Origin of the sequence: Lolliginicoccus lacisalsi, from assembly GCF_014841105.1 — a bacterium.
GTDB classification, from domain to species: domain Bacteria; phylum Actinomycetota; class Actinomycetes; order Mycobacteriales; family Mycobacteriaceae; genus Lolliginicoccus; species Lolliginicoccus lacisalsi.
Window position 1 is genome coordinate 222185 of the sequence record NZ_JACYWE010000006.1, and the last position, 12053, is coordinate 234237.

Genomic DNA, 12053 nt, shown 5'->3' on the forward strand with positions numbered 1-12053 from the left:
GGCTCGGCTTTCTGGCCAGCCCGCGCGCCGATCCCGGGGTAACGTCGGGGCCATGAGCGGAGTGATCGCCGTCAGCGGGGCAACGGGACAGATCGGTGGCCGGGTCGCCCAGCTGCTCGAGGCCGCCGGCGCGCGGCAACGATTGATCGTTCGCGTTCCGGAGAGGGTGAAGCTGCCGGGCGCGGATATCGCCCTCGGTGACTTCACCCACCCCGACACCATCCGCCAGGCCCTCGACGGAGTGGATACCTTCTTCTTCGTCTCCGCGCCGGAGACCCGCGATCGTGCCGAGGTGCAGCGACGCGTCGTCGAGGCCGCCGCGGAGGCGGGTGTGCGCCGCATCGTCTATGTCTCCTTCGTCTCGGCCGCGCCGGAATGCACCTTCACGTTCGGGCGGGATCATTGGCACACCGAGGAGGCGATCCGCGCCTCCGGGCTGGATTTCACGATCCTGCGCGACAACCTCTACCAGGACGTCATTCCCCAGTTCGCCGGGGAGGACGGCATGATCCGCGGCCCCGCGGGGGACGGTCGCATCGGTGCTGTCACCCGTGACGATGTCGCCGACGTGGCAGCGGCGGTGCTCATGCAGGACGGGCACGAGGGCGAGTCCTATGACGTCACCGGGCCGCGCGCGTTCACCCTCCACGAGGCAGCCGAGATGATCACCACCATCACGGGCCAGCCCACCGCCTACTATCCCGAGAGCCTCGACGAGGCGTACGACTCCCGCGAGCGGTTCAACGCCGAGAAGTGGGAGATCGACGGCTGGGTCACGTCCTACGCGGCGGCCGCCACCGGTGAGCTCGACATCGTCACCGATGTGGTGGAGCGCATCGCTGGGCACCCGGCCACGGATTTCCGCGACTTTCTTGCCACGCGCTGATGCTTGGCCTGTGCCATGATCACGGCATGGCCGCGCTCACCACCGACCTCAGCGATCGCTACGCCTGGGCGGTCGCGCGCCACGTGCCCCCGGCGCTGCGCGCGGACATCAATGCCGACGTCCGGGCCCTGATCGAGGCCGCCGTCGCGCGGCAGGACGCGGGCGACCCGCTGCAGGCCGAGCGTGAGGCCCTCATCGAGCTCGGCGACCCGCACCACCTGGCTGCCGCGTACACCGGGTCTCCCCAGCACCTCATCGGGCCGGCGTTCTACTTCGACTACATCCGGCTCATCAAGCTGCTCGCCGCGATCGTGCTGCCCATCGCCGCGCTCGCCATCAGCCTTCCCCTGATCATCGCGACCCCCGATGATCATCTCGCGGTCCTCGCTGGCACAGCCTGGGGAACCGCGATGGTAGCCATCCAGCTCCTGTTCTGGACCACCCTCGTCTTCGTGCTGCTCGATCGGCACGCATCCCGATCACGCGATACGCGCTGGCGGCCCGAGCAATTGCCCCGCGCCGGAGCTAGCAGCCAGCGTGCCGATGCGGCGTTCTCGGTCCTCGCCGTGGCCGCGCTGATCGTGTTCCTGGTGTGGCAGCAGCTTGCTCGCGAGACTCCCTTCGTGGATCCGGAGCTGTGGCGGGCATGGCTGCCGATCATCCTGGGGCTCGCGGTGCTCATGCTGGTCCTGCAATCGCTGCGCCTCGCGCGCGGCGCCTGGACCACCCCGCTGGGCATCCTCCACGTGCTCGCAGACGTGGCGCTGCTTGCCACCGTCGCCCATGCCGCGACCCGCAGCAGCCTCATCAACCCGGCCTATGCGGAGCAGGCGGGAGTGCCCCAGGCCAGCCCATGGATCATCGTCACCCTCATCGGCGCGTTCATCATCGGCGACATCATTGGCGTCATCGCCGACCTCCGTCGCGCCCGCGCTTCGCACCACACCCCAACCGACCGAGCAAAGGCACACTCATGACCACTAACACCTCCAAGAGCGTCGTCATCACCGGGGCCAACGGCGGGATCGGCCTCGCCGCCGCGATCGAGCTCGCCGAGCATGGCTTCGACGTCATCGGCACTGTGCGCACCGAAGCCGCAGCGGATACCGTCCTCGATGCCGCGGACCGCGCCAACGTGCGAATCCGCACCATCGAGTGCGACGTCACCGACGACGAGCAGGCCCGCGAGGCGTTCGAGCGCATCGGGGTGCTCACCGATGGCGGGCCCTGGGCGCTCGTCAACAACGCGGGAATCGCCCAGCCTGGTGCTATCGAGGACGTCTCTGGCGAGCTCGCCGAGCGGCAGCTTGCCATCAATGTCCTCGCCCCGGCCCGCCTCATGCGCCTGGTCCTGCCCGCCATGCGCGAGCGCGGCGACGGACGCATCATCAACATCTCCTCGATGTCCGGACGCGTCGCGCCGCCCTTCCTCGGCTGGTACTCCGCCAGCAAGTACGCCCTCGAGGCCATCTCTGACGCCGCCCGCCGCGAGGTCGCGACATTCGGCATCAAGGTCGTGCTGATCGAGCCCGGCAGCTATGGCACCGGCGTCTGGAGCACGGCGATGGCCCAGTTGCCCGACCGCGAATCATCCGCCTATCGCGATGCCTACGCGCTCGCTGATCGCGTCGAGGAGCAGTCCACGGGCTATCCGGCGCCCACTCCCGTGGCCCGGGCCGTCCGCAAGGCCCTGACCAGCAAGCATCCCCGGGCGCGCTACCTCGTCGGTGCGGATGCCGTCGGCGCTGTCGTTTTTGATGGTGCCCTGCCCACTCCCGTCAGCGACTACGCGATGCGCCTCGGTGTGGGTCTCGCCCGCGCCCCGAAGCCGTTCGATCGGGTCGTCGACGGCATCGTCAAGCGCGTGATGTAGGGGGTCGGCGCCCTTGCAGCCGACAGTGGAGATCTGCGAGCGACAGTCAACAAATCACGCCCCGAAACCGGACATCTGGTGACTTTCGCTCGCAGATCCGGGGCGGGTTCCTCCCAGTCCCGCTAGCTGTCGGGATGGTCGATATCGGCACCGGTGGCGAGGTCGCCGCATTCGATACCGATCACCTGCTGGCCGCGCAGGTAGTGGCGCGCGCCCGCATCGCCTGAGGCATCCGCCGCCAGGCTCGCGAGCAGTGGCTGCCAATGATCCCGGCCAATGATGACGGGGTGCCCGGGCCGCCCCTGGTAGAGGGCGCGGGTGATGCCCCAGGAGCCAGGGTGGTGGTCGATGAGCCGGGCGAGCACGTCGGCGCCGACGTCGGGTGTGTCGATTGTGTGGAGAACGAGGCCGTCGCGGTCGTCGTTATTGCAGGTGAGGGCGTCCAATGCGGTGATCGCGGCGTGCACTGTGGTACCGAGGCCGGTGTTCCATCCGGGGACGTGGATCTCGGTGGTCCCGGGTGGCAGGGGTGGCCGCGCGGCGCCGGTGGCGATGTAGACGCGCGCGCAGCCGCCTTGCTGCAGCGTTGCGGTGGCGGTGCGGAGCCAGGCGCCGCCGTGGGCGAGGATCTTGGGCTGGCCGTAGCGGTTCCCGGCCCCGGCGGCGAGGATGATGCCGAGGTAGCGGGACGGCATGGCGGTGTCCTTTCCTGGTGCTCCACGGCAGCGTGGCCTGGTTTCCCGTGAAACCTTGGGGCAATACTGCCTGTTCAGGCAGGTGACCTGTCCATTGTCGCGTCGTTGCGCCGGGAGCGTTCGGGTTCTGCTGGTGAAGGCCCCGGACGCGCAGAAGCTGGCGACGGTGTACCGGATGCGTTCCGGCTTTCCGCTGATCATTCGTGCCCGCGAGATCGAGCATTTTGATGCGGTGCTGCGCGCGGGGGCGTCACGCTTGGACAACCAGCCCGCGAGCGAGCGCGCGTTCGCTCTGGTCGAGGTGGCGAAGATCCTGAACTGAGGGTTTGATGATCTTGTGGCGGAGGCTGATCGGGTGACAGATTCCTATCAGGCGCGGCTGGAGTCACTGCGGTGACGGTCAGCGCGATGTCGCTGGCCGCGTTCAATGACGCGGACCAGGACGATGCCGTGCGCTTCCTCGCCCAGGCGTGCGAGGCGCCGCACTGGGCGCGGCGCGTGGCAGCGCTGCGGCCGTTTGCCACAGTCGATGAGCTGTGCGAGCAGGCTGCGGCGGAGCTGGCCGCCACCGATGATGCGGATATCCGCGCGGGGCTCGCCGGGCATCCGCGCATCGGGGAGCCTGTGGGGGAGGGGCGATCGGCGACGGAGCAATCCCGGGTCGCGGCCGCCGATGATGCGGCGCGGGCGCGTCTGGTCGAGGCGAACCGCGCTTACGAGGAGCGGTTCGGGCACGTGTACCTGGTGTTCGCCCATGGCCGCGGCGCCGAGGAGCTGCTCGCGATCCTCGAGCAGCGGCTGGGCAATGATCCCGACGTGGAATGGCGCGTCGCGCGCACGGAGCTGTGCCGGATCACGGAGTTCCGGCTCGCGGCAATGGTCGAAGCGGAGAGCTAGCAGTCTCGCAGGAAGGATGCGGCATGGGAATCGTGTTGGGGCCGAACCAGTACGGCAAGGCGGAGAACCGCGTGGTGCGCATCTATCGGGACTCGCCGCGCCATGGGATCCGCGACATGACGGTCTCCACGGCGTTGCGCGGCGATTTCGGCATCGCGCACACTGAGGGTGACCAGTCGCCGGTGCTGCCCACCGATACGCAGAAGCAGACGGTGTATGCCTATGCGCGGACGCATTGCGAGGGCAGCATCGAGGAGTACGGGCTGGCCCTCGCGCGGCATTTCGTCGATGACGTCGACCCCGTGCATGGGGCGCGCATCGAGATCGAGGAGCTCGGATGGGAGCGGGTGCCGGTGGGGGAGGGCGGCCATGATCACGCGTGGACGCGCACGGGGCCCGAGGTCCGCACCGCTGCGGTGACGGTGTCGGGCTCGGGCGGGGAGCGCCGGGAGCATGTGGTCGGCGGCATCAAGGACCTGGTGCTGCTCAAGTCGACGGGCTCGGAGTTCCAGGGCTTCCTCGAGGACGGGTTCACGGTCCTGGAGCCGACGGATGATCGCGTGATGGCGACGTCGTTGGTGGCGCAGTGGCGGTTCGCGGGCGTTGAGGTGGCGTGGGACGAGGCGTTCGCGGAGATCCGGCAGATCGTGGTGGCGACCTTCGCGACGCAGCACTCGAAGGCGCTGCAGCAGACGCTTTACGCGATTGGCCAGGGCATCCTCGAAGCGCGCCCAGAGGTGGTGGAGGTGCGCATGTCCGCGCCGAACAAGCATCACTTCGTCTATGACCTGGCGCGGTTCGGGATCGAGAACAACAACGAGGTCTTCCACGCGGATGACAGGCCCTATGGGCTGATCCAGGCGACCGTGGCGCGAGACGATGCTCCTCCCGCGGACGACGCCTGGGTGCAGCAGCTGGGATGGCTGGGGTAGGCGCGCTGCCGGGCGCGATGGTTGCGCTTTTTGGGGCAGATTCGCGTGGTTGCACCCTGTTTTTGCTGGCAGAGATGTTGTGTAAACAACCAGTGACACCGCAGTTACTTCTGTCACCTTGGTGGCGTGGCGCATAACGCTGCACGGTCACTTTCCCGTACAACAGACATAACGTTGAGGTCTCAACGACAGTTGAACGGGGGCAGGTCATGACACGCGACACCATCGCCATACCAGGCATCGGCGAGTTCCTCGGCAACGAGGAACTGCTGTTCGTCATCGTCACCGGAGGCTTCGGCCTGTTCATCCTGCTCGCCGGCTCCGCCCTCGCCCTCCATATCGGCAGGACCACCAGGGCGCGGACCCGCGCCCACCTCACGGCGCCGCGATCAGAAACCGACAATCATCACGCCGAGACCCGTCGCCCCCTGACGAAGACTTCCGCGATCGCCGGTTCCCGCAACGCCATCATCACCGCGAACGCCAGCGAATCCGGGCCCGAGGCAGACGCCACGGATCGGGCCAGCGGCGGCCACGAGGAGGGGTCGACCACCAGGAAGTCCGCGTCCTTGCCCGCGTCGAGGTTGCCGAACGACTCCTCCAAGTCCAATGCTCTCGCACCGGCCAGGGTCGAGCTGAACAGCAATGCCGCGGGCTCCAGGGAGACCGCACGATCAGCGCTGGTGCTCATGTGGACCTTGAAGCAATCGTTGGCGACCCGGCTCACTAGCCACTCGTCGCCCGCGCCCACGTCCGAACCGAGCGCCACCGTGATCCCGCGTGCTGCCATCCGCTTCCAGGGCATCGTTCCCGATCCCAGGAACAGCTGCGAGGTCGGACAGTGGGCGACCGACGCGCGCGCCGTCGCGATGCGATCGAGCTCGTTGTCGGTGCAGTGAACCGCGTGGGCCAGGATGCTGCGCCGACCCAGCAGCGACTCGCCAGCTAGCTCGCCACCCGGCCCGAAGCGGCCGTCGTAGGCATCGAGGTAGGAATCCGTCCCGAAGTCGCGCAGCACCGAATCGATCTCGCCCACCCCCGGTGCATCGTTCTCGCTCAGGTGCGTGTGGAAGTACACCCCCGAGGAGCGATGCTCCCGGTGCAGCTCGCCCATCCAGCCGAACGTCTCCCGCGTCACCGACAGCGCGAACCGGGGCACCAGAGCCACCTGGAGCATCGCCCGATCAGGCCGCCCTGGATCGTCCGCGCAATGCCAGCGAGCGATCTCGGCCCGGCACAAGCGCTCCGCCTCCGCCTCCCCGGTGATCAACGGCCCGGCCGAGGCCGGCCCCCGCGTCTGCACCCCGCGGCCGCTGACGATCCGAAGACCCGCCCGGGCCGTCTCCTCGAACAACGCATCCTGCGCGACCGGGAACGCCGAGCCGAACACCATCGCCGCCGTCGTGCCCGCCGCGATGCGTGCCGCGCAGAACTCCCGTGCCGCCTCCCGCGCGAAACCAGCATCGGCGAAACACGCCTCGGCCGGGAAGACGCACCGATCCAGCCAGCTCAGCAACGTTCCGCCGCCGTGCGCATCGGTGGTGTAGACCTGCGGGAAGTGGAGGTGGGCGTCCACGAAGCCGGGCAGCAGCAGGCAGCCACGCCGATCCACCACCGGCGTGCCAGCGAGCTCGCGAGGAATCCCGCCGAACGGGCCCGAATAGGCGATCCGGCCGGAATCGTCCACCACGAGCGCGCCATCCGGCTCGCTGACCAGCGCATCCCGCGCGTGGTCGACATCGGGACTGCCCGCTATGTGCAGCACATGGCCTCGGTACAGGAGCACGTCGCACACTCTCGCACACGAAGATGACCACCATTGCGCCCGGAACGTCACCAGTGTGTAATGCGACATCACTACATTCACAGGTATGTCGGTGACCACAGTAATTCGCAACGCGCACATCGTCACCATGGACGAGCAGCGCCGCGAGCTCACCGGCAGCGTCGTCCTCGAGGGCAACCGCATCACCGCCGTGGGCGACGAGCCCGCCGATCTGCCCGAGCGCGCCACCATCATCGACGGGCGCGGATGCCTCCTCACCCCAGGGCTCGTCAACACCCACCACCACCTCTACCAGTGGATGACCCGCGGTCACGCCGCGCACCTCGACCTCTTCCACTGGCTCGTCACCCTCTACCCGCGCTGGTCCGAGCTCACCCGCGACACCGCCTACACGGCGGCGATCGCCTCCCTCGTCCGGCTCGCCGCGACCGGCTGCACCACCACCACCGACCACCACTACGTCTTCCCGCGCCACGGCGACAAGGGCGCCCGCGCCGACATGCTCGGCAGCGAGATCCCCGCCGCCGCCGCGATCGGCATGCGCTTCCATCCCCCCCGTGGCTCCATGGATCTCGGCCGCTCCCAGGGGGGCCTGCCCCCCGATTCGCTCGTCGAGCCGCTCCGCGACATCCTCGCCGCCAGCGAGAAAGCCCTCACCGAATGGCATGACGCCTCGCCCGGCTCCATGCTGCGCATCGGGCTTGCCCCCTGCTCTCCGTTCTCGGCGAGCGCCGACCTCATGCGCGAGACCGCGGCCCCCGCCCGCGACTACGGCGCCCGCCTCCATACCCACCTCTCCGAGACCCGCGAGGAGGTCGAGTTCTGCCGGAGCAACCTCGGCGGCAGCCCTCTCGACTACGTGGCCGAGCTCGGGTGGACCGGCCCCGACGTCTGGTTCGCCCATGCCGTGCACCTCGAGGACCGCGAGATCGTGCTGCTCGCGGACACCCGTACCGGCGTCGCGCACTGCCCCACCTCCAATGCCCGCCTCGGAGCGGGCATCGCGCGGCTCCGCGACCTCGTCCGCGCTGGCGTTCCCGTGGGCCTCGGCGTCGATGGCGCGGCGAGCAACGAGGGCACCTCCCTGATCGAGGAGGTGCGCCACGCGCTGCTGTTCGCCCGGGCCCGCGATGGCGCCGCCGCGCTCACCGCGCGCCAGGCGCTCGAGCTTGCGACACTAGGGGGAGCACGTGTGCTCGGCCGGGCCAACGACATCGGGTCCATCGAGGAAGGGAAGCTCGCTGATCTCGCCCTCTGGCGTATGGACACCCTGCCGCATAGCGGAATCGATGATCCGGTGGTCGCGCTCGTCATGGGAGCCGCGCCCCCGCTCGAGCGCTTGATCGTCGACGGGCGCATCATCGTCGAGAACGGGGAGGTCACCACCGTGGATGCAGAGAAGGCCGCGAAGGTCGTGCTCACCGCCCAGCTCGTCATGGCGCGCGGGCATAACGGCTAGGCCATCGCGTGGACCTGCACACCATCGACACCATCGTCGAGCCCCGGGCCCGGCGAGACCTGCCTGCGCCCACCGGTCATGACGGCATCCTCGCGGGCGGGACCTGGCTCTACTCCGAGCCCCAGCCGGGCACCGACCGGCTCATCGACCTCACCACTCTCGGCTGGCCACCCCTCACGATCACCGGCAACGGCCTCGATATCGCGGCCACCTGCACCATCGAGCACCTGATCGACGCGGCATACCCCCCGGACTGGGGCGCCACCACGCTGTTCCGGCAGTGCGCCGACGCGCTCGTGGCGTCCTTCAAGATCTGGACCGCCGCGACCGTGGGCGGCAACATCTGCCTCGCCCTGCCCGCTGGATCGATGATCGCGCTGGCTGCCGCCCTCGATGCCACCCTTACCATCTGGCGGCCCGATGGAACCAACCGCGCGACCACCGTCACCGAGCTCATCACCGGGCCCCGCCGCACCACCCTCGGGCCTGGCGAGATCCTGCGCTCCATCCATCTGCCCGCCACCGCGCTGCGCCAAGACGTCGCGCTGCGCCGCATCGCCCAAGCACCCCTCGGTCGCTCCGGGGCGCTGCTCATTGGTCGTGCCACCGCCGACGGCTACATCCTCGCCATCACCGCCGCTACTGACCGGCCCCTTCTCCTCGGACTGGACAGCCCCGCGGAAACCAGGCCAGCCATCGACCGAATCACCGAGGACCGCTGGTACACCGACCCCCATGGCGCGGCCGACTGGCGCAAGCACGTCACCACGCTTCTCGCCGAGGAGATCGTATCCGAGCTCGCGGTGCGGAAGGAGTGACCTTGCACGTCAACGGGCACGAGATCACCGACCCGCCCCGCCCCGGCCAATGCCTGCGCACCTACTTGCGCGAGCATGACCACCACGACGTGAAGAAGGGCTGCGACGCCGGCGACTGCGGCGCCTGCACCGTCCACATCGACGGCAAGCCCCAGCACTCGTGCATCACCCCGGCCCACCGCGTCACCGACGCGACCATCACCACCCCCGCCGGACTGGGCGAGCCTGGCAGCCTCCACCCCGCGCAGCAGGCCTTCCGCGACGCCATGGGCTTCCAGTGCGGGTACTGCACCCCCGGCATGATCATGACCGCCGCCGCTCTCACCGACGAGCAGCGCGCGGACCTGCCCCGCGCCATGAAGGGCAACCTCTGCCGCTGCACCGGCTACCGCTCCATCCGTGATGCCCTCGCGGGGCAGTCCGTCCCCGCGGGAACCGTGCTGCCCCCCGCGGCGGACCGCGTCGTCACTGGCACCGAGCCCTTCACCCTGGACACCACCATTCCAGGACTGCTGCACCTGGCGATCGTGGCCAGTCCCCATCCCCACGCGCGCATCGACTGCATCGACACCTCCATAGCGCGACGCATGCCCGGTGTGGTCGCCATCCTCACCCACGAGGACGGCCCGCCGGTGCGCTTCTCCACCGCACGCCACCACCACTACGCCGACGATCCCGAGGACACCCGCATCCTCGACGACACCGTCCGGTTCGTGGGCCAGCGCGTCGCGGCCGTCGTCGCCGAGACACCCCGGGACGCCCACCGCGCGGCCGCCGCGATCACCGTCGAGTACACGCTGCTCGATGCCGTGCACGATCCCGAGCTGGCCGCCGAGCCAGGAGCGCCCGTCCTCCATCCCTCGCTATCCCCGGACAACATCGTGGCCGAGCTGCATGGGGAGACAGGCAGCATCAACGACGGCATCCGCGCCGCGGAGGAGGCTGGCGGCGCTGTGGTCCACGGGACCTGGCGCACCGCCCGCGTGCAGAACGTCCACATGGAGACCCACGCCACCATCGGCTGGATCGACGACGATCAGCGTCTCGTACTGCGCACCAGCAGCCAGGTGCCATTCCTCGTGCGCGATGAGCTCGCGCGCATCCTCGACCTGCCCCGCGAGCAGGTCCGCGTCCACACCGCGCGCGTCGGCGGCGGCTTCGGTGGCAAGCAGGAGATGTTCACCGAGGACATCGTTGCCCTCGCCGTGCTCCAGACTGGCCGCCCCGTCCAGTACGAATTCAGCCGCTCCGACGAGTTCGACCGCGCCGCCCACCGCCACCCCATGCGCATTGACGTCACCGCCGCCGCCACCCCGGACGGGCAGCTCACCGCCCTTGCCGTGGATGTCCTCTCCGATGCCGGCGCCTACGGCAACCATTCGCCAGGCGTGATGTTCCATGGGTGCAGCGAATCCGTCGCCCAGTACCGCTGCGCCAGCAAGCGCGTCGACGCCCGCGCCGTCTACACCAACAACCCGCCCTCCGGTGCCTTCCGCGGATACGGGCTCGGGCAGCACATGTTCGCCATCGAGCAAGCGCTCGACGACCTCGCCCGCAGGATTGGTACCTCCCCATTCGACCTGCGCCGCCGCAACGTCGTCGTCCCCGGGGACACGTTCGTCGACGCCGCGCCCCATGATGACGACCTCACCTTCGGTAGCTACGGGCTCGACCAATGCCTCGACCTCGCCGAGTCAGCCCTCGCCCGGAAACGCGGCTCCAGCGCGCGGGCCACGCCGCGGGAACGAGTGGGGGAGGGCATGGCTGTTGCCATGATCGCGACCATCCCGCCCCGCGGGCACATATCTGATGCCAGCGTCACCCTGGAGCGCGACGCCACCGTCACCGTTCGGGTCGGCACCGCCGAGTTTGGCAATGGCACCACCACTGTCCACGCGCAGCTCGCGGCCCAGGCGCTCGGCATCGACCCCGGTGCGATCCGCATGATCCAGTCCGACACCGACGCCGTCGAGCACGACACCGGGGCGTTCGGATCCGCCGGGACAGTGGTCGCCGGCAAAGCCGTGCACCAGGCGGCCACGGCGCTCGCCCGCCGCATCGAGCAGTTCACTGGTGATCTGGCCGAAGTCGCTGCCGAGCACGGCCCGCTCACCGAGCACGCCCGCCAGGATGGCTCGCCCCGATCGGTCGCCTTCAACGTCCATGCGTTCCGCGTGGCCGTGGATACCGCGACGGGAGTCGTTCGCATCCTCCAGTCCGTGCATGCCGCTGATGCGGGGACGGTCCTCAACGCCGAGCAGTGCCGTGGCCAGATCGAGGGCGGGATCGCCCAGGGGATCGGCTCCGCGCTCTGGGAGGAAGTGCCCACCCAGGACGGCGCGAACACCGTCAACACGCTGCGGAACTATCACATCCCCCAGCTCGGGGACCTCCCCGCGACCGAGATCTACTTTGCTGATACCTACGACCAGCTCGGCCCCCTCGGTGCGAAGTCCATGAGCGAATCGCCGTACAACCCCGTCGCGCCCGCCCTAGCCAACGCCATCCGTGACGCCACGGGGGTGCGCCTGCATGAGCAACCGATGACCGCTGCGCGGGTGTGGCGAGCGCTTGAGGCGCAGGGGCGGGATTGAGCTAGGGGCAGAGTTCTCGACGCATCCTTGCCGTTGTCTAGCGCCCGGCATCGAGGGCGGGCGGTCGGGGAAAAACCGCGTGAACAGTGGATTTGTGATTGGGATCGGGGGTG

Annotated in this window: 12 protein-coding genes; 9 read left to right on the plus strand and 3 right to left on the minus strand. The window is 69.2% G+C overall.

Translation table 11 applies throughout. From position 1 onward, the window contains the following. The first annotated feature begins 52 nt into the window (after nt 1–52). The 3 genes from HT102_RS11595 to HT102_RS11605 are packed head-to-tail and all read left to right on the plus strand — an operon-like array spanning nt 53 to nt 2759. Nucleotides 53–886, plus strand: a complete 834-nt coding sequence (locus tag HT102_RS11595) for an SDR family oxidoreductase (RefSeq protein WP_192039576.1) — start codon at nt 53–55, stop codon at nt 884–886. 26 nt (nt 887–912) lie between these two features. Further along, nucleotides 913–1863 carry a hypothetical protein gene (locus HT102_RS11600; protein WP_192039577.1) on the plus strand — a complete coding sequence of 317 codons (951 nt, stop codon included), beginning with the start codon at nt 913–915 and terminating at the stop codon, nt 1861–1863. Further along, entirely contained in the window at nt 1860–2759 is a 900-nt protein-coding gene (locus tag HT102_RS11605) for an SDR family oxidoreductase (RefSeq protein ID WP_192039578.1), read from the plus strand. The genes HT102_RS11600 and HT102_RS11605 overlap by 4 nt, the downstream gene beginning before the upstream one ends. 122 nt (nt 2760–2881) lie before the next feature. Here HT102_RS11605 and HT102_RS11610 read toward each other — a convergent pair whose 3' ends face one another. Continuing rightward, nucleotides 2882–3454 carry a nucleotidyltransferase family protein gene (locus tag HT102_RS11610; RefSeq protein WP_192039579.1) on the minus strand — a complete coding sequence of 191 codons (573 nt, stop codon included), beginning with the start codon at nt 3452–3454 and terminating at the stop codon, nt 2882–2884. On the opposite strand from HT102_RS11610, the gene HT102_RS11615 reads away from it, so the two are divergent. From HT102_RS11615 to pucL, 3 genes are all read left to right on the plus strand, one after another. Further along, the gene (locus HT102_RS11615; RefSeq protein ID WP_192039580.1) at nt 3453–3776 is read left to right on the plus strand and encodes a 2-oxo-4-hydroxy-4-carboxy-5-ureidoimidazoline decarboxylase; all 324 of its coding nucleotides are present in this window, start codon (nt 3453–3455) and stop codon (nt 3774–3776) included. The two genes, HT102_RS11610 and HT102_RS11615, sit on opposite strands and share 2 nt — an antisense overlap. Nucleotides 3777–3847: 71 nt before the next feature. Further along, nucleotides 3848–4351, plus strand: coding sequence for a 2-oxo-4-hydroxy-4-carboxy-5-ureidoimidazoline decarboxylase (gene uraD / locus HT102_RS11620; protein ID WP_333473404.1), 504 nt, complete (start codon nt 3848–3850; stop codon nt 4349–4351). Between the two features lie 23 nt (nt 4352–4374). Continuing rightward, nucleotides 4375–5283 (plus strand): factor-independent urate hydroxylase, encoded by a 909-nt coding sequence (pucL, locus tag HT102_RS11625; RefSeq protein ID WP_192039581.1) that lies wholly within the window; start codon nt 4375–4377, stop codon nt 5281–5283. A gap of 182 nt (nt 5284–5465) precedes the next feature. Here pucL and HT102_RS11630 read toward each other — a convergent pair whose 3' ends face one another. Both HT102_RS11630 and HT102_RS11635 read right to left on the minus strand, forming a co-directional pair. Then, complete coding sequence (locus HT102_RS11630) at nt 5466–5621, minus strand: hypothetical protein (protein WP_192039582.1); 156 nt, start codon at nt 5619–5621, stop codon at nt 5466–5468. Between the two features lie 68 nt (nt 5622–5689). Then, entirely contained in the window at nt 5690–7069 is a 1380-nt protein-coding gene (locus HT102_RS11635) for an amidohydrolase family protein (RefSeq protein WP_333473405.1), read from the minus strand. Nucleotides 7070–7154: 85 nt separating this feature from the next. On the opposite strand from HT102_RS11635, the gene HT102_RS11640 reads away from it, so the two are divergent. From HT102_RS11640 to HT102_RS11650, 3 genes are read left to right on the plus strand one after another with little or no spacing between them, the layout of a single operon-like run. Beyond that, nucleotides 7155–8528, plus strand: coding sequence for an 8-oxoguanine deaminase (locus HT102_RS11640; RefSeq protein WP_192039584.1), 1374 nt, complete (start codon nt 7155–7157; stop codon nt 8526–8528). 8 nt (nt 8529–8536) lie between these two features. Further along, nucleotides 8537–9346 (plus strand): FAD binding domain-containing protein, encoded by an 810-nt coding sequence (locus HT102_RS11645; RefSeq protein WP_192039585.1) that lies wholly within the window; start codon nt 8537–8539, stop codon nt 9344–9346. Nucleotides 9347–9348: 2 nt separating this feature from the next. Further along, a complete protein-coding gene (locus tag HT102_RS11650) occupies nt 9349–11940 on the plus strand; it encodes a molybdopterin-dependent oxidoreductase (protein WP_225443595.1) in 2592 nt (863 codons plus the stop codon). Nucleotides 11941–12053: the final 113 nt, after the last annotated feature.